Origin of the sequence: Bifidobacterium gallicum DSM 20093 = LMG 11596, from assembly GCF_000741205.1 — a bacterium.
Classification (GTDB): Bacteria; Actinomycetota; Actinomycetes; order Actinomycetales; family Bifidobacteriaceae; genus Bifidobacterium; species Bifidobacterium gallicum.
In genome coordinates this window covers 1-22,924 of record NZ_JGYW01000011.1, presented here as the reverse complement: position 1 = coordinate 22,924, position 22,924 = coordinate 1, and the positions used below count along the sequence as shown (strand labels likewise).

At 56.0% G+C, this 22,924-nt stretch carries 21 protein-coding genes and 1 tRNA gene; 18 read left to right on the top strand and 4 right to left on the bottom strand.

Annotated features, from left to right (window positions below; genetic code table 11):
• Nucleotides 1-35: 35 nt before the first annotated feature.
• The 4 genes from BGLCM_RS07455 to BGLCM_RS08360 all read left to right on the top strand — a co-directional run bounded on the left by BGLCM_RS07455 (nucleotide 36) and on the right by BGLCM_RS08360 (nucleotide 2,464).
• On the top strand, nucleotides 36-500 hold the full coding sequence (locus BGLCM_RS07455) for a nucleoside 2-deoxyribosyltransferase (RefSeq protein ID WP_044085271.1): 465 nt from the start codon (nucleotides 36-38) through the stop codon (nucleotides 498-500).
• 352 nt (nucleotides 501-852) lie between these two features.
• The gene (locus BGLCM_RS07450; RefSeq protein ID WP_006293972.1) at nucleotides 853-1,638 is read left to right on the top strand and encodes an ABC transporter transmembrane domain-containing protein; all 786 of its coding nucleotides are present in this window, start codon (nucleotides 853-855) and stop codon (nucleotides 1,636-1,638) included.
• A 16-nt stretch (nucleotides 1,639-1,654) separates the two neighbouring features.
• Nucleotides 1,655-1,843, top strand: a complete 189-nt coding sequence (locus BGLCM_RS07445; protein ID WP_006293973.1) for a hypothetical protein — start codon at nucleotides 1,655-1,657, stop codon at nucleotides 1,841-1,843.
• A gap of 66 nt (nucleotides 1,844-1,909) precedes the next feature.
• Nucleotides 1,910-2,464, top strand: coding sequence for a flavodoxin domain-containing protein (locus BGLCM_RS08360; protein WP_006293974.1), 555 nt, complete (start codon nucleotides 1,910-1,912; stop codon nucleotides 2,462-2,464).
• Nucleotides 2,465-2,565: 101 nt separating this feature from the next.
• Here BGLCM_RS08360 and BGLCM_RS07440 read toward each other — a convergent pair whose 3' ends face one another.
• Nucleotides 2,566-4,074 carry a glycoside hydrolase family 3 N-terminal domain-containing protein gene (locus BGLCM_RS07440; RefSeq protein WP_006293975.1) on the bottom strand — a complete coding sequence of 503 codons (1,509 nt, stop codon included), beginning with the start codon at nucleotides 4,072-4,074 and terminating at the stop codon, nucleotides 2,566-2,568.
• Nucleotides 4,075-4,277: 203 nt separating this feature from the next.
• Between BGLCM_RS07440 and BGLCM_RS07435 the strand changes: the two genes are divergently transcribed.
• The 4 genes from BGLCM_RS07435 (at nucleotide 4,278) to mfd (ending at nucleotide 12,697) form a co-directional block, all read left to right on the top strand.
• Entirely contained in the window at nucleotides 4,278-7,505 is a 3,228-nt protein-coding gene (locus BGLCM_RS07435; protein ID WP_006293977.1) for a UPF0182 family membrane protein, read from the top strand.
• A 136-nt stretch (nucleotides 7,506-7,641) separates the two neighbouring features.
• Nucleotides 7,642-8,160 carry a GNAT family N-acetyltransferase gene (locus BGLCM_RS07430; protein WP_006293979.1) on the top strand — a complete coding sequence of 173 codons (519 nt, stop codon included), beginning with the start codon at nucleotides 7,642-7,644 and terminating at the stop codon, nucleotides 8,158-8,160.
• Between the two features lie 251 nt (nucleotides 8,161-8,411).
• Nucleotides 8,412-9,011, top strand: a complete 600-nt coding sequence (pth, locus tag BGLCM_RS07425; RefSeq protein WP_044085270.1) for an aminoacyl-tRNA hydrolase — start codon at nucleotides 8,412-8,414, stop codon at nucleotides 9,009-9,011.
• A gap of 131 nt (nucleotides 9,012-9,142) precedes the next feature.
• Nucleotides 9,143-12,697: a transcription-repair coupling factor gene (gene mfd, locus BGLCM_RS07420; protein WP_162013708.1), complete on the top strand. Its 3,555-nt coding sequence runs from the start codon at nucleotides 9,143-9,145 to the stop codon at nucleotides 12,695-12,697.
• On the opposite strand, the gene BGLCM_RS07415 is transcribed toward mfd, so the two are convergent.
• The 3 genes from BGLCM_RS07415 to BGLCM_RS07405 are packed head-to-tail and all read right to left on the bottom strand — an operon-like array spanning nucleotide 12,652 to nucleotide 15,185.
• On the bottom strand, nucleotides 12,652-13,359 hold the full coding sequence (locus tag BGLCM_RS07415; RefSeq protein WP_148401570.1) for an ABC transporter ATP-binding protein: 708 nt from the start codon (nucleotides 13,357-13,359) through the stop codon (nucleotides 12,652-12,654). The two genes, mfd and BGLCM_RS07415, sit on opposite strands and share 46 nt — an antisense overlap.
• 2 nt (nucleotides 13,360-13,361) lie before the next feature.
• Entirely contained in the window at nucleotides 13,362-14,375 is a 1,014-nt protein-coding gene (locus tag BGLCM_RS07410; protein ID WP_052380780.1) for an ABC transporter substrate-binding protein, read from the bottom strand.
• A gap of 36 nt (nucleotides 14,376-14,411) precedes the next feature.
• Nucleotides 14,412-15,185 (bottom strand): ABC transporter permease, encoded by a 774-nt coding sequence (locus BGLCM_RS07405; RefSeq protein WP_052295065.1) that lies wholly within the window; start codon nucleotides 15,183-15,185, stop codon nucleotides 14,412-14,414.
• 345 nt (nucleotides 15,186-15,530) lie between these two features.
• Here BGLCM_RS07405 and eno point away from each other — a divergent pair, with 345 nt between their 5' ends.
• The 10 genes from eno to BGLCM_RS07355 form a co-directional block, all read left to right on the top strand.
• Nucleotides 15,531-16,823, top strand: a complete 1,293-nt coding sequence (eno, locus tag BGLCM_RS07400) for a phosphopyruvate hydratase (RefSeq protein WP_006293987.1) — start codon at nucleotides 15,531-15,533, stop codon at nucleotides 16,821-16,823.
• A gap of 182 nt (nucleotides 16,824-17,005) precedes the next feature.
• Nucleotides 17,006-17,542 carry an FtsB family cell division protein gene (locus tag BGLCM_RS07395; RefSeq protein ID WP_006293988.1) on the top strand — a complete coding sequence of 179 codons (537 nt, stop codon included), beginning with the start codon at nucleotides 17,006-17,008 and terminating at the stop codon, nucleotides 17,540-17,542.
• A gap of 82 nt (nucleotides 17,543-17,624) precedes the next feature.
• Nucleotides 17,625-18,221: a DUF501 domain-containing protein gene (locus BGLCM_RS07390; protein ID WP_006293989.1), complete on the top strand. Its 597-nt coding sequence runs from the start codon at nucleotides 17,625-17,627 to the stop codon at nucleotides 18,219-18,221.
• Between the two features lie 178 nt (nucleotides 18,222-18,399).
• Nucleotides 18,400-19,449 (top strand): Ppx/GppA phosphatase family protein, encoded by a 1,050-nt coding sequence (locus BGLCM_RS07385; protein WP_044085301.1) that lies wholly within the window; start codon nucleotides 18,400-18,402, stop codon nucleotides 19,447-19,449.
• A 104-nt stretch (nucleotides 19,450-19,553) separates the two neighbouring features.
• A tRNA-Leu gene (locus BGLCM_RS07380) sits at nucleotides 19,554-19,632 on the top strand.
• A gap of 127 nt (nucleotides 19,633-19,759) precedes the next feature.
• Complete coding sequence (locus BGLCM_RS07375) at nucleotides 19,760-20,368, top strand: cadmium transporter (RefSeq protein WP_238548655.1); 609 nt, start codon at nucleotides 19,760-19,762, stop codon at nucleotides 20,366-20,368.
• A 109-nt stretch (nucleotides 20,369-20,477) separates the two neighbouring features.
• The gene (locus BGLCM_RS07370) at nucleotides 20,478-20,885 is read left to right on the top strand and encodes an FKBP-type peptidyl-prolyl cis-trans isomerase (RefSeq protein WP_044085269.1); all 408 of its coding nucleotides are present in this window, start codon (nucleotides 20,478-20,480) and stop codon (nucleotides 20,883-20,885) included.
• Between the two features lie 102 nt (nucleotides 20,886-20,987).
• Nucleotides 20,988-21,473, top strand: coding sequence for a GreA/GreB family elongation factor (locus BGLCM_RS07365; protein ID WP_006293995.1), 486 nt, complete (start codon nucleotides 20,988-20,990; stop codon nucleotides 21,471-21,473).
• A 280-nt stretch (nucleotides 21,474-21,753) separates the two neighbouring features.
• On the top strand, nucleotides 21,754-22,533 hold the full coding sequence (locus tag BGLCM_RS07360; RefSeq protein WP_148401569.1) for a hypothetical protein: 780 nt from the start codon (nucleotides 21,754-21,756) through the stop codon (nucleotides 22,531-22,533).
• A 42-nt stretch (nucleotides 22,534-22,575) separates the two neighbouring features.
• Nucleotides 22,576-22,924: helix-turn-helix domain-containing protein (locus BGLCM_RS07355; RefSeq protein WP_044085299.1), on the top strand; the 349-nt coding region annotated here is incomplete at its 3' end.

Sequence of the window (22,924 nt, the reverse complement as noted above, 5' to 3'; positions counted from 1 at the left end):
AGATTCCCCTCAGTCAACTGCGATTCAATGCAAGCATGAGTGAATTACATATTGAGGAAACGATTGATTTCCGGTCTTCCGAACCAATTTATGACTATTATGTGGCAGGTCCTTTCTTTACCGACGACCAGATGAAGAGCATGGAACGGTTGGAGCGTGTGCTGCATGACCGCCATAAGAGCACATTCATGCCACGCTTCCGTTCCAATATTGCACAAGACGGTGTGCAAGGATGCTTCGACAAAAATCTTGAAGGTATCCGCCAGTCACGTATTGTCATCGTCAACGTGGTGGACCAGGACCCGGGCACCCTGTTCGACATGGGCTATGCCTATGCGCTGGGCAAGCCGATTTATGTCTATGCCGAAGGCATCATGCCGGGCGACAAGATGAACCTGATGATTTCGCGCGGTGCCAAAGCCGTGCTGACCGGCCCGGCTGACCTCGAGGCGTTGCTCGATTCGGGTGAAACCGCCGCCGTGCAGATTGACGAATACTGATTTACTGGTACTGGTTGTAGGCAACCGCTGACCGGTTCCCACATGCATGCCATTGGCAATCAAGTATTGCCAATGGCAACGATCCGTTCAAGGGGATGCGCATACATGCGCATCCCCTTTGCCATGTGTAGCGAGGGACAATGCAACCAATATGCGGGACTTGACCGCCCATAGGCACACATCGCGAAGGCGGCCACGTTTATGGAAACTACACTGGCCCATGAGTGAAGAGTAATCCTCCAAGGAACCCAAGTGACAAGACCTAGATTGCGGTTGACCTATGCCCGCACGCCCTGATTGCCGAGCACATGCCGTGAGTTTTTCCTGGGGACTATGCAGAGAGGAAAGGTTCATGCGATTGGTCCTGCGGTTTGCACGACCGTACTGGTGGCTTGCGGCAATCATTGTGGCGCTGTCATTTGTCGAATCAGTCGCCACCTTGCTGATCCCCACATTCTTGGCCGACCTGATTGATGAAGGTGCCACCACAGCCACGTTCCAAGCCATGGCCAATACGTGCGTGAAGATGGTCGTTGTCGCCGTCATCGCGTCATCCTGTGCAATCACGGGCGGTTGGTTGGCGGCGGTATTCTCGAGCCGCATCGCCAAAACCATGCGTGACGCGCTGTATAGCAAATCATTGGACCTGTCGATGTTCGATTTCCGCTCTTTCGGCATAGCGTCCATGACCACGCGCACGCTCAATGACGTCAACATCATTCAGGTCATGGTCACGAACTTCATCATCATGATGATGCCGGTGCCGTTCATTTTCGGCATCGCGTTGTTCCTCGCATTCCAGCTCAACGTGTCGCTGGCCTGGTGGCCGGTCGGATTCATCATCGTCATTGTGATCGTTGGCGCATGCATTCTGCGTTCAGCCACACCTCTTTATCGCAAGCTGCAACGCATGCTCGACCGCATCGACACCGTGCTGCTCGAAAACATGACGGGTGTGCGCGTTATCCGCGCATTCGGCAAAGAACGCTACGAGCAACAGCGCATGGACGGCACGTTCCGCGATTATGCGAACACTGCCATCCGCGCCAACCGTCTGTTCGCCAACCTTGACGGCATCAGCTATTGCGCGAGCGCTGGAACAAAAAGGTTACATTACGCTGTTTCGATCTGCGGATGACGCGCGTAGCGTGTGCATGTCTTTCACTGAAAAAGGATTGCGATTCAGTAGGGAAAACAGCCGCAAGGGTGAATTGGTCCACGAAGCGGTTTTCCGGGAGTTTTCCGATGATGAGATACGGCAATACTTTGCGTTATCGGTAAAGATGATGCATGGTATCGAACATTTGGAAAAAGCGTTCCAACGTGGGGATATAGCCGAATGAGCCTTGTTTGTGAGTGCGGAGGTCAATTGTAGATAGATACGTAACTTATTACTTATAGGAGTATCCATGGGAATGATATTGGTATATAAAAGCAAATCAGGTTTTACCCAACGATATGCGCAATGGGTTGCCTGGGACATGGGCTGTGAGATTGTTCCCGTACGCAAAGTCAATATGTCCACATTGGAGGGTTGTGATGTGTTCGTATATGGTGCACGGATTCATGCCGGACGAGTGGATGGTTTACCCAAGGCGCGTGAGCTATTTGCTGCTAGTAAAGCAAAGCGTTTTGTCATATTTGCTACGGGTGCTACCCCATGTTCTCAAACCCGAACGGTAAACGGCATGTGGCGTAATTCCCTGACTCCTGATGAGCTTGTTCATGTCCCGCATTTTTATATGCAAGCCGGAATTTGTTATGAAAAATTAGGTCTCTTGGATAGAATGATGTTAAAGCTGGCAGCTTCTATGTTGGGACGACAAGAACAAAGAAATCCAATGGAAGTCGGGGCCGGTAAGGACGGCATTGTCCGGCCGAGCACATTTCAAGCGGTATGGAACTATCCGGATGGTGATTTTGTCTATTTTGATGGCAACATAAGCGCTGTATCTTATGGCTGACATCGTTGCTGCATGTATGCGCCGGTAATCCGCAGAAAGCCTGAAGCGACTGGAAATAGGGCGTCCTGTCGCTTCAGACTGTCAATCCATTCGTATACGTGTCAGTTTTTCTCAATCAGATGCATCTCGTATTTGAGCGTGAGCACACGTTTGGCGCTGGCTTTGACGAGATTGGCGAAGTCGGGGGAGTTCTGCGCCTGGTAGACGATGCCGTCGAGCACGGGGCCGACCATTGACAGGTCACTCAGGCATACGATGTCGCCCCCCGCCTGAATGAACTTCGTGCCCAAATCAGCCGGCACGTAACCTTTGACGGCTTGAGCCGACAACGAGTCGGAAATCACGACGCCGTCATAACCCGTGGAATCACGCAACACGGTGTTGATGATGTAGCTGGAGAATGCGGCTGGCACATTCGGATCAAGATTTTCGTAGATGCCCAAGGAAATCATGACCATCGCCGGATTGACCTGCGCAATGGCATTGTTGAACGCTTGCAACTGGATGCTGTTGACATCGGTGACCGTATCCACGGTGCCATCAGCCGTGAAATCAGTGTTGCCCGTCACGGCACCCAAACCGGGGTAGTGCTTGATTGTGGCACCCACATCGGCCTTACGCATGCCTTCCACAAACGCGATGCCATGCTGTGCGTTGCCTTTGGCGCTCAAGCCAAAATCTCGGTCCAACGCGCCAATCGGCGCGTTGGAGGAACGGTCAATCACCACAGTGTCAAGAGAGGGTGCCAGATCAATGTTGACGCCAGCCTGACGCAACTGTTGACCCCATTGTTCTGCACTCGTCATGAGCTTGTCATCACTCATCTGACCTTGCTGACGGGCTGACGGAATCGTCGTGAATCCTGAACCCGTCAGATGTTGCACGGCGCCACCTTCCTGATCGGTGGCAATGAACATCGGAATATTGTCGTTGACATACTGCTGCAACGTCGTGGTGGCTTGGCGTACGCCTGCAATACCGGAATCCCAATTGCCCAGCAGCAATATGGAGCCAAGATGGCGGTCCTTGATCATCGGTTCCAATGTGCTTGGCTCAGTGCCGGCCGTCAATGGGGCCATGACCAACTGGCCAGCCTGTTCTTCCAAACTCATATGCTCCACAGCTTGCTGAGCTTGCTGCTGCGGGGTAGTGGTGGTAGGGGTGGCTTCCAACTCCTCTTTGAGTGACTCATGCTTCTTGTCCTGAGGCGAGGAAGACGAGGAAGGTTGAGGACTGGCCTGCGCATCCGTATAGCCATTGCCGTTCGCCGACACCATGTTCTGCTGCTTCAGACCCGATGCGGGCAAATTGGGCTCAAACGTAATCCAGCCGAACAAGCCGAGCGACGCAATGACAATGATCCAAATCAGCACAATAACCACAATGCGAATCGGATTGTGTTTGTTCGTCAAATCATGCAACCAGTGGTGGTGGTCATGATGCTCGTTGCTGTTGCTATCGCCGTTGCTGCTGCTATTGCGGCCGGCGCTGCCGTTGCCGCGGCCGTTGCCACTGCCACGTGAGTCATCATGGTTGACGCCATGGGACCCGTCCGGCTGTGCTGGCGTATCCTGCGTGGTGTCATGCTCGTGCTCATTGTCTGATGTCATAGCGCCATTGTCTCACGCCCCATGCCAGCTTCGCTAGCCAGCCAAGCCCCATACGCCAGGAACGTACGCCAATCTGTGCCGCTTTGCTAGCAACGGTTGTCCTGCCAAGGCTCAGGCCCGTTAGTTCGCAAGTCTGCATCCCTGCACAGCATCATCACACAGAATGATTGCCCAGATGGCCATCCACCCGCTAATCTGGGGGAATGTCCTTTTTCAACCCCTTCGACATGTTCTCGCCCGGCAACCGCAAACCCGCCGGAAAGCGTGGCCAATCACAGCCTGCCGACGACGAGCCCATCATCATCAACGTGCAAACCGCAGGAGAAGAAGATTCCTCCAACGCAACCACAAACCCGTCAGGCCACACCGGCGCGGGCGGACCACGTGGCCCCCAAGGACCGCGACTGACCAGCCGCCGCAGCCCCAACCCGCACCACTCCGGCCGCGGCACCAAGATATTCCTCGGCATAGTCCTCGCACTGGTCGTCATCGTCGGACTATTCTTCGCCTTGTCACGCTTCATCACCGACGTCATGTGGTACGGCCAGCTCGGCTTCTCAAGCATCATCTGGACGCAGCTGGGCACACGTGTGGGCCTGTGGATCGTCTATGTGTTGCTCATGGCCGCAGTCGGCTATGTAAGCGCCACACTCGCCATCCGTACACGACCCGATTTCGCCGACGGATCGACAATCCGCATCAACGGCGACGTCATTGAAATCGGCAAATCGGTCTCATCCAAGAGCGCTCGCCGCGTGGCCGTGGTCGCCGCGATCATTGTGGGCCTCATTGCCGGTTCACGATTCAACATCCATTGGTCGGAACTGTTGCTCATGTTCAACACCCAATCGTTCGGTACGACCGATCCTGTATTCGGGCTGGATACAGGCTTCTATGTGTTTGTGCTGCCCGGCTTGCGCCTGATCATGGGAGAGATCGGTCTGCTGTTCGTCGTCGGCCTTGTGTTCAGCGTCATCGCGCATGTGATGGTCGGCGGCATCCGGTTCACGATGCCTGTTAACGGTCACGGCATTGTCGCTCTGACCCGTCACGCACGCCGCCAAATCGCCGTATGGATGCTGCTGGCCATGCTCATGTGGGCCGCCAACCAGGTCATGGGCGTGTTCAGCACGCTCACACAAACAGGAGATCGCATCACAGGCGCCACCTACACCACGGTGCACGCCACGATTCCCGTCACGTTCATCATCGCAGGCCTTACCGTGGTCACGGCCATCGTGCTGTTCGTATGGTTGCTGCGCACCAAGTCGCTCAGTGAATCCTCGGGCACGATCTACACGAACGCCGCCACAGCTTGGCGCGCTTGGCGCGTGCCCGTGATTACTGTGGCGTCGGCGCTTGTGCTCGCGTTGCTCATGGCCACCATCTGGCCGATGGTCATGCAGCGCTTCCGCGTCAACCCCAACGCGCAGGAAGTGGAGTCGACGTACATCCAACGCAACATTGACGCCACGCGCGCCGCCTACGGCCTTGACTCAGTTCAGACCAGCGAATACCAGGCCACCACCAAGGGTGAGGCTGGAGCGTTGAGCAAAGAGACCGAAACGACGGCCCAGATCCGTTTGCTCGATCCGCAGATTGTGAGCCCCACGTTCAAACAGCTGCAGCAGCTCAAGCAGTATTACACGTTCGCCGACACGCTTGCGGTTGACAAATACGACATTGACGGCACGAACCAGGACACCGTCATCGCCGCGCGTGAAATCAACCTCAACGGCAACGACAACCGCAACTGGGTCAACGACCATACGGTCTACACGCATGGGTATGGCATTGTGGCCGCTTATGGCAACAAGGTCACGGCCGATGGCCAACCCGAATTCTTCGAGTATGGCATTCCTACGCAAGGGTATTTGACCCAAACGCAGCATTATGAGCCGCGCATCTATTTCTCGCCGGAAGCTCCCGAATACTCGATTGTGGGCGCTCCGCAAGGTACAACGCCATGGGAGTTTGATTATCCGACGGGGTCCGAAGGTGCCACGACGACGTTTACGGGCAATGGCGGCCCCTCGTTGGGCAACATTTTCTCGCGTTTGCTCTACGCCGTGCGTTTCGGTTCGGATCAGATCCTGTTTTCCGATCGTGTGAACGCTGATTCGCAGATTCTCTACGACCGTTCACCTAAGGAGCGTGTGGCCAAGGTGGCTCCGTACCTGACGTTGGATGGCCGCGTGTATCCGGCTGTCGTCAACGGTCGTGTCAAGTGGATCATTGACGGCTACACCACGTCCGACCAAGTGCCGTACTCGCAGAAAACAGATTTGGCATCGGCCACTGAGGATTCGACGACTGTTTCGTCCGACACGGTACACAGCTTGAACAAGCAGCAGGTCAACTACATGCGCAACTCGGTCAAAGCCACGGTTGACGCGTACGACGGTTCCGTTGATTTGTATGCGTGGGATGTCAACGATCCCGTGCTCAAGGCTTGGCGTCAGATTTTCCCGGGCCAGTATCATGACATCTCCGAGATTTCAGGCGACTTGATGGCCCACTTGCGTTATCCCGAAGGCATTTTCAAGGTGCAACGCCAGTTGCTGGCCAAGTATCACGTCACGAGCGCGAACCAGTTCTTCTCAGGTGAGGATTTCTGGCAAACGCCTGTCGACCCGACCGAGCCGTCCGACCAGCAGAGCCGCCGCGTGTTGCAACCGCCGTATTACTTGACGTTGCAGACTGGCGGTTCCGAGGAGCCCGTGTTCTCGTTGACGTCATCGTATATTCCGGCAGGTTCGTCCACGAGAGAGATTCTGACGGGATTCCTGTCGGTGGATTCCGATGCGGGACGTACGAAAGGTGTGATCGGTCCGGACTACGGCACGATCAGGCTGCAGGAGTTGCCGAAGGATTCGAACGTTCCCGGCCCCGGCCAAGCGCAGAACAATTTCAACGCGAATGCGGACGTGTCCAAGGAACTCAATCTGTTGCAGTCGGGTTCCACGCAAGTGGAGCGCGGCAATTTGCTGACGTTGCCGTTGGGTGGCGGTCTGGTCTATGTGGAGCCCGTCTATGTCAAGTCGTCGGGTTCGACGAGTTATCCGCTGCTCAAGAAGGTGCTCGTCGCGTTCGGTGACCAGGTCGGGTTCGCCAATACGCTCGACGAGGCACTCAACCAGGTGTTCGGTGGTGATTCGGGTGCGTCCGCCGGTGACGCGTCGAACGCCGGCTCGTCCACGCCTGCGACGCCGTCCGAATCTACCGGTTCATCAGGTTCGTCAGGCTCGTCTTCGTCGTCCACTATTGATTCCTCTGGCACCTCACCTGACCTCAAAGCTGCGTTGCAAGATGCATCCCAAGCTATGAAGGATTCCGATGCGGCCATGAAGAAGGGCGATTGGGGCGCATATGGCGAGGCTCAGAAACGCTTGCAAGAAGCCTTGGACAAGGCGGTCAAGCTCGGCGAATGAATGGGCCATGACCCAGGTATCGGGTTCGAGTAGCCGATAGCCGCAGTGCAGGGGTGCATCCACACGGGTGCACCCCTGCACTGTATTGTGGGGCGCCCAAGCTGCATGTGATGCACCATGCGTTACGATATTCGCCATGCACTATCGCTATCAGGCGCGTGTGGCCACGGCGCACGATGCACAAATAGTGGCGGCGATATATAACGCCGCTGTAGTGGAAGGCGGCGCTTCCGCAGATACTGCGGCCGTCAGTGTCGCTTCACGACGCGAGTGGATTGAAGCGCACACCGACCCTTACGCCGTTTTCATCATTGAAGCCGTTGACGAGCAAGGCGTGCCAAGTATTCCAGTGGCATTTTGCGCATTGTCGAACTATTATCCGCGACCCGGATATGACGGTGTGACCGATTTGGCATATTATGTGGCGCCCGAGTGGCGTCGCCGTGGAGTGGGACAGTTCGCCTTGCGCACGTTGCTCGATGAAGCGCGCAACCGCGGTATGCGTAAAGCCGTGTGCATCATTTTTGCCGACAACACTGCCTCAATCGCGTTGTGCACGTCATTCGGCTTTACACGCTTTGGATTGATGGCCCAAGCCGCCACTGATGCGTTGGGTGTCATGCGAGACATGGCGTACTACGACCTTGACCTATGATGATGGGCGTCTAACGTCGTCTGAGGATTGTTGCGATAGGTCTTCTAAGCGCTTCATATCACGCGCTTATAGAGGAGCCTGGGTCCAATAAGAGTCCAGCAATGCTAGAGTGTGTACGGCAACCTGAACATGGGGTGCTGCGGCCTGGTTCCTTGCATTGTGCGTGCAATGCGTCGGTCAAGGAATCGGGGTAGTCGTGTTGGCTGAACCATCTGCCACACGCGCATTGAGGCATGGCGGAAAGGACAGGCATGGCAGCGGAGTTTTGGCTCATTGTGGGGCTGGGAAACAAGGGCGTGCGCTATGAGGGCACACGGCACAACATGGGCTTCATGGTGGCCAATGAATTGGCCGCGCGCTGGCAAGTCAAGTTCTCAAATTTCAAAGGGTTGGCTGAGCTGGGCCAAGGCACCATGAATTTGCAAGGCCAAACCCACAAGTTTTTGTTGGCCAAACCGTTGACCTACATGAACAATTCCGGACAGGCTGTGGAATCCATAGCCAAGTATTACCACGTCAAGCCCGATCACATCATTGTGATCCACGACGATATGGATTTGGAATTCGGACGCATCAAACTCAAGTCCGGCGGTTCGGCTGGCGGCCATAACGGTATCAAATCCATCGACGCCTGCCTACATACACCCGATTATGCGCGTGTGCGCATGGGTACGGGCCATTCGAGCCGTGCAGGCGATGCGCACAGCAACTCGATTGATTTTGTGCTCGGCAAATTCAACGCCGCACAGCGCAAGGAGCTTCCCGACTTCCTGGCTGATGGCGCGGATGCCGCGGAAACCATCATGTTCAACGGCTTGCAAAAAGCGCAAGACAAATACAACGCGCGCTAACTGGATCCCTGGCGCTTCCAGCATCCCTCGTTCATTCTTCCGTTGTTATACGCAAAAAGGACTTCATCATGGCGAACGCGCAGCACACCGGGCGTATCGAACATGCCGCAGACGACCATACGCCGGAATTGATGCATGCGGCACTGGCCGATATCACCGAGCAACTGCATCAAGATCCGGGCTTTGCCGCACTGGCCATAGGAACTGTGTCTGTTGACGACGATGACAGTGATCCAAGTATCCTGGTGGGCGCTCCAAATGGTATCCGTCCGGCATTGGTGGCTGCGACGGCTGAGCGCAAACCTGTCGTCATGGTCGTGCCAAGCGCGCGTGAGGCTAATGAGATGGCTGAAGCCATCCGTTCCTATTATGATGGCGATAGCAATGCTGTGGCTGTGCTTGATGCATGGGAAACGTTGCCGCATGAACGGTTGAGCCCGCGTGCTGATACGGTTGCCAACCGTATGCAAGTGTTTGCCAGACTGTGCCATCCACAACCCGGTGACGCCATGTTCGGTACGATTCGCATCCTCGTCATGCCGGTACGTTCGTTGATCCAGCCCGTCGTCACCGGGGTGGGGGATATCAAGCCGTTGGTATTCCGCATTGGTGAGCAGATCGCATTGGATGATGCGGTGGCCGCACTCGTACGCAACGCATATACGCGCGTGGAACTCGTGATGGACCGTGGCGAATTCGCGGTGCGTGGCGGCATTCTTGACGTGTTCCCACCCACAGCCAAGCATCCGGTACGCATTGATTTCTTCGGCGATGAAATCGATTCAATCCGTGCGTTCCATAGCGCCGACCAGCGTACGTATGGTGAGGTCATCGACCGTATTTGGGCCACGCCATGCCGCGAACTGCAACTGACCGATGCCGTGCGGGAACGTGCCAAGTCGTTGATTGGGCGCATCGCGAATGCCGACGACATGCTGCAATCCATTGCCGACGGCATTCCTGTGGAAGGCATGGAATCGCTGATGCCGGCGCTCGTGGATGACATGGAACCCATTGTGGGCATGCTGCCCAAGGACGCGGTCGTGATGATGTGCGATCCGGAGAAGTTGCACCGTTCCGTCGATGACCTGATCAAGACTGCCAACGAGTTTTTGGCCACAAGCTGGCATGTGGCAGCATCAGGACATGGTGCCCAGGCGCCGATTTCATTCGACCATGCGAATTTCTATGATTTGCCGCACATCACGGATGCGCTGTTGTATTCCACGCGGGAATTGTGGAAGGTAACGGCGTTTCCTGTGGATGGATCGCGTGCCGGCCATGTGCAATTGGAGGCCATGGCACCGCAGAATTTCCGCGGCGATGAATCACGCGCGGGCGCGGGCCTCGAAGCGTTGCATGATGACGGATATGCGATTACCGTCACGGCTGTGGCGCAAGGCACGCTGTCGCGTCTCAAGCGCATGCTGCATGAAATTGGCTTCACGCATGTCACGATGGTCCGCGCCCAAGCCGTTGATGGATTCCTTGATGAAGCCGCGCATATTGCGGTGCTGACCGAGCGTGATTTGACCGGTCATGCGAGTACGGCTGGTGTCGCGGGCAAGACGCCGAAACGCCGCCGTAAGCAAATTGATTTGATGGAACTCAAGCCAGGCGATTTTGTGGTGCATGATCAGCATGGTATTGGCCGGTTTGTCGAGCTTAAACAGCGTTCTGGCGGTTCTGGCCGCAATGAAGCCAAGCGTGAATACCTCGTCATTGAATATGCGCCGAGCAAGCGCAATGCGCCGCCCGACAAACTGTTCATTCCCACGGACCAGCTCGACCAGGTCAGCAAATACATTGGCGCCGAAGTACCCAAGCTCAACAAGCTTGGCGGTTCCGATTGGGCCGCCACGAAGGCGCGTGCCAAGAAGCATGTGCACGAGATCGCTGAGAACCTGATTAAGCTTTATGCGGCGCGCCAAAGCTCCAAAGGGTATGCGTTCAGCAAAGACACGCCATGGCAAAAAGAACTTGAAGACGCGTTCCCGTATCAGGAAACGGCGGATCAGCTGACCACAATCGACGATGTCAAATCGGACATGGAAAAAGAAATACCAATGGATCGTCTAATTTGTGGTGATGTGGGCTTCGGCAAAACCGAAATCGCCGTACGCGCCGCATTCAAGGCCGTACAAGATTCCAAACAGGTTGCCGTGCTCGTACCCACGACGTTGCTCGTGCAGCAACATTTGGAAACATTCAGCGAACGGTTTGAAGGGTTCCCGGTAACCGTGCGCGCCATGAGTCGTTTCGAATCCACAAAGCAAATCAATGAAACGAAGAAAGGCTTGGCTGATGGCACGGTGGATGTGGTCATCGGCACTCACAAGCTGCTGAACCCGAGTATCAAGTTCAAGGATCTGGGCCTCGTCATCATTGATGAGGAGCAGCGTTTTGGTGTGGAGCATAAGGAAACGCTCAAAGCGTTGCGCACGAACGTCGATGTGTTGAGCCTGTCGGCAACACCAATTCCACGTACGCTGGAAATGGCTGTCACTGGCATTCGTGAAATGTCGACATTGGCGACTCCTCCTGAAGACCGACTGCCTGTGTTGACCTATGTCGGCGCGTATGAGGACGCCCAAGTCACTGCGGCCATCCGTCGCGAACTGATGCGTGGCGGCCAGGTGTTCTTCCTGCACAATCGTGTGGAAGACATCGATAAAACAGCCCAGCATGTTGCCGAGCTCGTGCCTGAAGCGCGCATCGGCATCGCACATGGCAAGATGGGCCGCAAACAACTTGACCAGGTCATCCAGGATTTCTGGCATCGTGACATTGATGTGCTCGTTACGACCACCATCATTGAAACGGGTCTTGATATCTCGAACGCCAATACGTTGATTGTCGATCATGCCGACCGTTTTGGCCTCTCGCAGTTGCATCAGTTACGTGGCCGCGTGGGTCGTGGCCATGAACGTGCTTACGCGTATTTCCTGTATGACCCCACTAAACCGATGACGGAAACCTCGCATGAGCGTCTTGTCACGATTGCGCAGAATACGGCATTGGGATCAGGGTTTGATGTGGCCATGAAGGATTTGGAGTTGCGTGGTACGGGCAATCTGCTCGGGGACGAACAATCTGGCCATATTGAAGGTGTCGGGTTTGATTTGTATGTGCGTATGGTCACGCAGGCCATCGATGAATACAAGGAACCTGAACGCGTCGAGCCAATCGCGGTCACGATCGACCTACCTGTCGAAGCCTCCATTCCGACGGATTACATCGACTCCGACAAGCTGCGACTTGAGGCGTACCAGAAGTTGGCTGCGGCACGCGATGACCATGATCTGGAAGAATTGCGTGAAGAGTTGACCGATCGCTATGGCACACCGCCGCAGGTGTTCGATTCGTTGTTCGATATCGCGCGGCTGAGGGAAAAGGCGCGTGCGTTGGGCATTCGCGACATCATCGCGCAAGGCAAAACGATTCGCGTGTCTCCCGTGGCACCGCCTGAATCCACGCAAATGCGTTTGTCACGTATTTACAAGGGGTTGCAATACCGTCCCGTGACCAAAACGCTGGTCATCCCCACACCATTTGCCGGTTCCTTGGGATCGGCGCCAATGGCGGGTGATGACGTGGTGCGTTGGACGGAGCAGCTGCTGGATGATATCGGTTGGCATCCTCAGCCGCGCAGCAGCGAACGCAAATCATCCTCCACAGCTGCGTGATTGCGGGGACGTCCGGCATCGTCCAGTTCGGTGCGGTCCAAATGCTTCTGATGGCAGATTGCACCATGGTCAAGCACGAGGACGGTGTCAGACAACCGCACGGCTTCGGCGATATCGTGGGTGACGAGCAATACGCCGAAGCCATGGTGGCGTTGTGTGGCCATCAGCAGGTCTTGCATGTCGAGTCGCGTGAGCGCATCAAGTGCGCCGAACGGTTCGTCAAGCAGCAGGAAGTCAGGGCGCCTAAGCAGGGCGCGGGCCAATGAGGCGCGTTGCGCCTGACCGCCTGAGAGTTCCTTGGGCCAGGCCTCGTGGCGTCCGGATAATCCTACTTCTTCCAAGGCGTCGGCGGCTTGTTGGCGCAGCTGGTGGCGCGTGCCGGGTAACCCCAGCGTGAGATTGCGCCACAATCGTTGCCATGGCACAAGCCGTGGCTCTTGGAAGGCCGGGAGAATGTGCCCGCGGGTTTCAATCTGGCCGTCATGCAATGCCTGTAAGCCGCATAGCACGCGCAACAACGTGGATTTGCCACATCCTGATCGGCCCAATAATGCGGTGACTGTGCCGTATGGCACGTCGAGGTCCACACTGTTCAGCACGGCGGATGAGGCTCCGGCGAAGTGCACGGTTCCTTGGCTCAAACGCAACTGTGGATGCCCCATCGTCACTCCGAGCAATCAAGGCTGTGGGCGGCGATGTCAGGTTTGGCATCGATGAACCCGAAGTCCACATACTGTTGCGCTTGGGCTTCCAACAATGCGCGACCCTCGTCATCCAATGGGATGATGTGTGGCACGTCAAACTGCTTGACTTGGTTGACAATGTCGTCGCTGGCGCCAAATGTCGTATAGGCGTCATAGATGAATTGGGGATCCTTGGCCGCTTCATCGGAACGGCGTCGCAGCGCTTCATAGAGCTTCTTGACAATGTCGGGATGCTGATTGGCGAACGAGGATGCGACCATATGGATGCTCACGTTCTTCGAATCGTATTCGCTGCCGTCGCAAATCAGCTTGGCGCCAGGGGTTGCAATCGCTGCGGCCAGATTTTGGTCATAAGTGGCGAGCGCGTCGATACGTCCGCTCGTGAATGCCGCTTGGAAATCGGGCTGGCTTAATTCCACGGTCTCTACGTCGTCATAGTGCAATCCCGCATGGTCCAACGCGGCATGTACCACATAGTCTCCCGTGGCGCCTTTGGTATCGATACCGATTCGTTTGCCTGCCAGGTCGGCTACTGAGGTGATGCCGGAGTCCGGTGCGGCCACAATGCCTTGCGAATCACCGTCATAGTATTCAATGGCGTATGCCGTCCAATCCGCATTCTGAGCGATCAGATTGATGAAATGGCCTGTTCCTGTGCTGGACGTGTCCGACGCGCCAGCCATCACCGACTGGAAGGCGTCGGTGGGAGGGTTGAACGGGCCTTGGAACTGCACATGGTATGGTGCCATGGCTTCATCAATCCACGAGGCGTCTTTCAACGTGGTCAAATAATTCGCGGTGGACAAGTATGCCACGCGAATCGTGTCGGTTTCGTCACTGGCCTGGTTGTTTGTGCCACACGCCGGCAATGAAGAACACAATGCAGTGGCACACAGGGCGGCCAAAGTCATGCGCAGCGTACGCCCCTTGCGCTTGGTAGTGGGCGAGGTGAAAAAGGGGTGGTTGATCATCATGATTCCTTCGTAGGTGTTCTCTTCTCTGGCAAACGGTCAGCGCCAGACCAATACGACACGTTCGGCAAACGTCACGATGGCTTCGCAGGCCAATCCGAGCAATGCGTAGATGAGAATGCATACGGCCATCTCGTCCATGCGTGAAAACTGCTGTGCGCGTGAGAGCACATAGCCGAGTCCTTGCTGGCAGTTGATGGTTTCGCACGTCACCAACGCAATCCATGCGACGGTGGTGGCGAAACGCAAGCCTGTCATGAACCCTGGTAGCGTGCCCGGAATGATAATGCGTCCGATTACTGTGCGACGTGGCAGTCCGTAAGTGTGTGCCACTTCAATGAGTTTGGGGTCGATGCCAGCAATGGCGTCACGCACATTGACATAAATCAACGCGAATGCGCCAATGGCGATCAACACGACTTTCATGCCCTCATCAATGCCGATCAGCATGATCAATATGGGAGCCAATGCCGGAAACGGTATGGCGCGCAACATATGGATGGGTGGGTCGAGCACACGACGACCCCATCGGCTCATGCCAGTAGCCACGGCAAAGGGCACAGCCACCGCAATGCCGAGCAACAATCCCATAAGCACGCGCAGCACGCTGGCGCCCATGGCGGGTAGCAATATGCCAGATGATACGAGTCGTGTGAACGCATGCGCCATTTGTAACGGGAAAGCGTCAGTGTCAGCCGCGCTCAATGTCATGGTGGACAGGGGAGCGTGATGGCTGCTCACAATGGATGGCAGGGCGTGTAGCCGTGCACTTGGATATGGCACGGTGAGCACGCCGGGCATGAAGCCGGTCATGGACAATTCCTCCGGTAGGGTTAACTACATCAGGTTCGCGGGTATAATCTCAGCCCCTGTCGCCCGGCTTTCGTGCATACTCAAGCATTCCAGCCAACATTAAGGGTTCGGTGCGGGCACCCCGTGTCGCGTTCTACAGTTCACAATAACCCGTGGACGAACACTGCTCAGATGTGCTTCATGTCTGATATTGCAAGGGTTGACGGTGCGTGTGCATCGAAACGCTTCGGTGAACCGTTAGACATGTGAACACTCACTGCAATGCGCGGCGCATCCCCCGTCCTCGTCCAATAAGGTCAGTACGCTGGAGCATGTCATCACAACCTATACATACAAGGAGTAGTTGTGGCAGCAATTGAAAGCGTGTATGCACGCCAGATTCTTGACTCCCGTGGCAACCCGACCGTCGAGGTCGTGCTTGACTGCGAAGACGGCGCTCGTGGCATCGGTCTGGTGCCGTCCGGCGCTTCGACCGGTGATGCCGAGGCTTGGGAGCGTCGCGATGGCGACAAGTCCACGTATCTGGGCAAGGGCGTTCTCAACGCCGTCAAGGCCGTCAACGAGGAGATCGCTCCGAAGGTCATCGGCATGGACGCCGAAGACCAGCGCGCACTCGACGATTTGATGATCGAGCTTGATGGCACCCCGAACAAGGGCCGTCTGGGCGCCAACGCCATCCTCGGCGTTTCGCTCGCCGCCATGTATGCAGCCGCCGAGTCGGCTGAGCTGCCGCTGTACCGCTACATTGGCGGTACCAACGGCCACATTCTGCCTGTGCCGAACATGAACATCATGAACGGTGGCGCCCACGCTGACTTCGCCACCGACATCCAGGAATACATGATTTCCCCGTACGGCTTCGAAACCTATTCCGAGGCTCTGCAGGCTGGCGTTGAGGTCTACCACACGCTCAAGAACGTGCTCAAGAAGCAGGGCCTGGCCACGGGTCTTGGCGATGAGGGCGGTTTCGCTCCGAAGATGAAGACCAACGAGGATTCGCTGCGTTACATCATGGACGCCATCTCCGCCGCCGGCTATGAGCCGGGCAAGCAGATCGGCATCGCCCTCGATGTGGCTTCCTCCGAGTTCTTCAACAAGGAGACCGGTCTGTACCACTTCGATGGTGAGGATCGCGATTCCGCTTACATGCTCGACTTCTATGAGAAGCTCGTCGACGAGTTCCCGATCGTATCCATCGAGGATCCGTTCCAGGAAGAAGGCTGGGAAGACTGGAAGAAGATCACCGACGCTCTGGGCGACCGTCTGCAGTTCGTCGGCGACGATCTGTTCGTCACCAACCCTGTGCGCCTGAAGAAGGGCATCGACATGGGCGCTGGCAACTCGCTGCTTGTCAAGCTCAACCAGATTGGCACCGTGTCCGAGACGCTCGACGCCATCGAACTGGCCACGAAGAACGGCTTCACCTCCATGGTGTCGCACCGTTCGGGCGAGACGCCGGACACCACGATTTCCGATCTTGCCGTTGCCAAGAACACCGGCCAGATCAAGACGGGTGCTCCTGCACGTGGCGAGCGTATCGCCAAGTACAACCGCCTGCTCGAGATCGAGGAGGAGCTCGGCTCCACCGCTCAGTACGCCGGCTACAGCGCCTTCAAGGCCTGCAAGAAGTACATGTGATCCGACCCAAGCCGTGATGGCACGGCTTGATGTCTGATTCCAAGGGACCTGCACCGCTTAAGCGGTGCAGGTCCCTTCTTGATGTTTAGGCGGCACGGCGGCCAATATGGATTGAGACGGTGTGTAATCATTGGACGCCAGCCAAGTGGCGCTCGTCTCAAGTGACGCGTAGGTTGAATGATATGACAAGACGCACCAAGAACCAGTCTTCGCACAACATGCAGAAGCCTTCGGCCAAGCCGAAAGGAAGCGGTCCTATCGCCTTGTTTATTGCACTGTTCATCATCGCGTTGGGCGCCATCCAATTGGTCTCCACATTCCATACGTATGCGTTGGACCTTTCCGAACTCAACGGGTTGAAAAAACAGGAAGCCGCACTGATTGCCAAAAAACAACAGTTGGAAAACGATATTGAACGCTGGGACGACAAAGCCTATGTCACCGCACAAGCTCGTGAACGGTTGGGATACGTGTTTGCAGGCGAACAACCGATTCGTGTTGAGCATCCCGAAGCCGTGACAGGGCAGCCAGCACCAACCGATACCAACAATGATGATGCAGGTGCCACCACCAACAAGCCGTTGCCTTGGTATAGCGAATTGGCCTATGCGTTGAAAGAATCGGATGCGGATCGCAAGCAGGCTAAAGACACCTCATCCACCTCCGATACGCCAGCGTCTGCACCCCAGCAGGATGCGTCGGATACGCCCCAGCCATGAGATAACAGGAATGGCGTGCGGTGACGTGCGTCATGGCGCATAATGCCGCTACCATATGCTGAAGAATAGTCATCAGTGAAGTATGACCGTCAAGTACAGGGAAGAGCAAGTGAACGAAACGACCGAGCAAATTGCACAGCAGGCCACAGCCATGTTGGACCGCATCATGGAACATCCGGCAACCGAAGAACAAATCGCCACCGTAAACGAGCAGTTGGGGCGCTATCCGCGAGGCATGGAAGCCGTGGGAGCGACCTGCGTATGTGGCAAGCCGTTGGCAGTTGTCACCAGGCCATTGCTGCCCGGTGGCGTGCCATTTCCCACGACGTGTTATTTGACCAATCCCGTGGCAGTCAAGGCCATGAGCCATCTTGAAGCCAATGGGGTCATGGCTGAGTTCACCACCATGCTGGCCCAAGATACAGAGCTGCAACAGCAGTATGAGCGCGCCCACCAGTATTATTTGGCATTCCGCCATGCCTTGGCGCAGCGCACTGGAGATAGTGAGGAACATATCGAAGGCATCAGCGCCGGAGGCCTGCCAACGCGCATCAAATGTTTGCATGCGTTGCTTGCGCAAACATTGGTCATGGGACCGGGCATCAATCCGATTGGCGATATGGCGCTAGAGCGTGCGCGTGATGAATTTGACCCGCAGGTCTGCCGTTGTGAACAATAATCAGCACACTGCAGATATGGATACTCCATCGCGGTGGGCCGGTTCTTGATGGGCATCGCAGCAGGTGAACGCGGCATACCCGTTTTTATGATGGGTAGGTATGCGTCCGGCATGTTTGCGATGTGACCAATAGCAAATTCGAGGAGGAGTCGTTATGAGCATGGGCTGCGATCAGCCTATGGATGGCAATGTGCAACAGGATGCCGCCGAGTGTGCCACCACGTCCGGTCATGCCGTAACTGTGGCGGGTATTGATTGTGGTACCAATTCCATTCGACTCAAGATTGCGCGTATTGATGAGCAGGGCATGACCGATGTGGTGCCTCGTGTGTTGCGTGTCGTGCGCTTGGGCCAAGGCGTGGATCAGACGCACCGGTTTGCTGACGAAGCGCTCGAACGCACGTACGCGGCATGCCGTGAATTTGCGCAAATCTTAAGTGAACACCATGTTGACGCATTGCGGTTTGTGGCCACATCGGCCACCAGGGATGCCCAAAACCGTGAGGAGTTTGAACGCACGGTCGAATCGATCCTTGGGGTTCGTCCTGAAGTGATTCCAGGCACGGAAGAAGCGCGATTGAGTTTCCTTGCGGCTACGGGCACACTGACCAATCCTGACGCGCAACCGCCGTATATTGTCATTGATTTGGGCGGCGGATCGACTGAATTGGTACTCGGTGGCGATGGTGTCAGTGCGCCGGCGACTGAGGTGGTGGCGGCGTATTCGATGAATGTCGGATCGGTGCGCATGACGGAACGCCATCTTGTTTCTGACCCGCCCACCGCTTCGCAGATTGATGATGCCATGGATGATGTGGATCGTCATATTGACGAAGCCTGCGCGGTGGTACCCATCGGCAAGGCGCATACGATTATTGGTGTGTCGGGTACCGTGACGACGATGACGGCCTTGGCCATGGGTCTGCAGACTTATGACCATACGAAAGTTGATGGTGTGCGCGTTGATTTTGAATCGGCATTCGCTACGGATGACACGTTCCTGCATATGACTCGCGCACAACGTGCCACATTCAAGACGATCCATCCGGGGCGTATCGATGTGGTCGGCGGTGGCGCCGTGGTGCTTACGCGAGTGTTGGACCGCATTGGCCAAGCCGCCTATGATGACCATGGCCAACAGCTTGACTCGTTTATCGCCAGCGAACATGGTCTGCTCGACGGTATTGTGCTTGATTTGGGTCATCGCCTGCTTGCGAATGGCCTGTAATAGTTCGCTGTTTTTGACCTGCCACATGTGCGCCGGGCCGACACGTTCGACCTGAAGCGGATTTCGTGGCATAATGGCTCACGGCCGCGCATGGATGTGGCCAAGCCCCTGTGGCGAAATGGTATACGCAGTCGACTTAAAATCGACCGCTTCGGCTTGCGGGTTCGAGTCCCGCCAGGGGCACCTTGCTATTGCTGCACATGGTTGTAGCGTTTCTGTAACGCTGATGAATCATTTGCCCCTTACACTGCCCGACGGATATACAATCCGAACCAATACCGGATTTCTGACGCGATTTGGGTGGAATGACATGAACGCTTCAACACAATTGACCAAAGGCTCCACGACTTCTGAGCGCTCATCGCGCATGGCAGTGACACGCGACGAACGCTCCGGTTTACCGATCATGCTGGTGCAAGCCATCCTCGTGGCGGCCGCCTTGTGCATTGGCGAATTAATCAGTGCGCCGATTTATACCACCTTGCAGCCGGGTGTGTTCCCGTTGCTACCGTGGGCTGCTGTGGCCATGCTGCTATCTGTGGCATTCGCCTATGTTGTGGGGTTTGCGCTGCTGTGGTGCGCTGAATCATTTGCATATCGACTGAATGCCAAGATTCAACCATTGATTTATGCGATTATTGGCGCTATCGCGTTTGCCGTATGGACCGTATGGGTGGTGCTCGGCATCATGAACAGCATCCTCGTGCGCGTGGGCGAACCCGCATTGACCTCACAAGCCACGACCACGGCGGCAATCAACGGGGCTGTGCTTGGCCTGTGCGCATTCTTTGTGGCAGTCACAATCACACCACGTTTGGCCAAGTATCGCATCGCCGCCATCATCATCGGCGTTGTCACAGTGCTGCTGGCGGTCCTTGGAGGTATGGTCCTGGCCAGCATGATGGCAGCTGTGGCCTGAGCGCCAATCTAAGATGCTGTTGCCGTGGTTTCCAGCTAACCTTCAGCAGCCTGGACTTCACTAGGTGCTATGGTTTTGCCAGAATATGGCAAGGATACAAGGAGGACAAATGACAGCTGAAATGCCACAGGTGGCGGCGGAATTCGGTGGGGATCCGCAAATCACGTTCCCGCCGGCCGCAGCTCCGGCAGGACTCAAGGTCATTGAGGTTGTGGAAGGCCATGGTCCCGTGGTACGTCGCGGCGACACGATCACCGTGAACTATCAGGGTCAGGTGTGGGGCAATCCTGAGCCGTTTGACTCGAGTTTCGCTCGTCATGATCCCACCAGTTTTGGCATTGGCATTGGGCAGGTCATCCAGGGTTGGGACCGTTCCATTCCAGGACATAATGTTGGATCGCGACTGCTGATTTCCATTCCGCCTGAATATGGGTATGGTTCGCGTGGCGTTCCGCAGGCTGGAATTGGCGGCGGCGATACGCTCGTGTTCGTGGTCGATATCATCGCCACGCGCTGAACCGCGATGCGGGGTTGATCAGAAATCATCATGATTGTTGACGCCGCCGATGCTTTCATGCACGGCGGCGTCTTGAAATGCACATTGTTGTGAGGAGGAACCATGGCAGATGAAGTGGAAGAAAAAGTTGTGCTGCTGACGCAAGATGCAGTGGACAAGCTGCAGGAAGAGTTGACGTGGCGTCAAGGTGAGTATCGTGACGAAATCACCGAACGTATCGCGGCGGCACGTGCTGAAGGTGACCTGTCGGAGAACGGCGGCTACCAGGCGGCCCGTGAAGAGCAGGGCAAGAATGAAGGGCGTATCAACGAGCTGATTGTCAAGTTGCGCAATGCCAAAATCATTGAAGCCCCCGAAGCTGGCGTGGTCGGTAACGGGTCGGTCGTGACGATTGATTTGGGCGGCAATGAAATGACGTATGTCATTGGTTCGCGAGATATTGCCGTAGCCACCGATATTGACGTGATCAGCCCCGACTCGCCGGTCGGTGCAGCCATCATGGGCGCCAAAGTCGGCGATACCGTCTCCTATACACTGCCGAATGGCCGCGAGATGAAAGTCGTCATCAAGGAATCCAAGCCGTTGTAATCCCAAGGCACGCATGTACAAACCCGTACCAGATGGCCCCAATTCTTGCAAGGAATTGGGGTCATCTTGCATATTGGTGGTATCCGTATCGGAACAATGCAGTCCACACCAAGGAATTCTTTGCATATCCCCCCGTCGTCCCATATGATGAATGTATCCGGCAAAGGGGTCGGGTCTATCGATCAGTGTCAATCGATACGGGGAGAGGTGTAAGGGAAACTCATGGGGGTTTGCCATGCGTGGGCGTAAGTATGGTGTACTGGCGGTTGTTGTAGCTGTGATGGCTATGATTCTGGGATTGTTCGCGCATCCAGCGTTGGCGTGGCAAGCGCAAATCGGTGCGGATGCGTTGCAACGCCACACCACGAGCACAGACCAAGCGCGCGTGGTATTTGAAGCCGGCGACGGTGCCGGAATGATGGCGGATGATGCCATCGTCACAGCCGAATACCAATTGGATGCACAAACCGGCCAAAGAACGGGTTTGCCGACAGTGCCAACCACCACGTTGCCCAAATCCCACATGCGCAAGGATGGAGCGACGTTCATAGGATGGCAGCCCAAAGGGGATAATTCGATAGTGCTGCCCGACAGGGCGGTGTTGCACGGCCTGACCTATGAAACGGATACGGATGGCGATGGGGTTCCCGAGTCCTTTTCGTTGATCAATAGTGTGGATGCGTCGGATGGCGCTTTACATCTTGTGGCCCAATATGAGGATCAGGGACGTCTGGCCACACAACAGGGGACCCGTGGAGCCTTGATGACGGCGGCAGCCCGGCGTACGGATGCGTTGAGTGTGCACGTACAGGCGCGCAAGATCCTGAACGACAGGCCGCTTCGCCAAGCCGAGTTCGCATTCGTGTTGCAAGATGGTTCAGGCACAATAGTGCGTACGGCATCGAACAGTGATGATGGCCTCGTACGCTTCGGCGCATTGTTCTTCACCACAAGCGATGTTGGCGAGCATTGTTACACGATGCGAGAAATCGAACAACGTCTTGGTGGTGTTGATCTTTGTTTCTCGGCGCAGACTCCCGTCTCTGTAGGCGGCAGTTAGCCGAGTTTATGTTTGTTATTCTATGGTGGTGTAATAACAAACATGGGAACGTGTCGGGCACAACGGGCCTACAGGTTCCGTTTCTATCCCACGCCGGGACAGGAGAACCTGCTACGGCGCACATTGGGGTGCGTCCGGCTTGTCTACAACAAGGCGTTAGCGTTGCGTAGCGAAACGTGGACCCGCGAACAACGCAACGTGTCCTACCGGGATACCGGCAAGGCGCTGACCGGGTGGAAGAAAAGCGAAGGGCTGGCGTTCCTCAACGACGTGTCCTGCGTACCATTGCAGCAGGCGCTACGTCATTTGCAAACCGCGTACTCGAGCTTTTTCAACCACACGGGGGACTTCCCCGCGTTCAAACGCAAGGCGCATGGCGGTTCGGCCACCT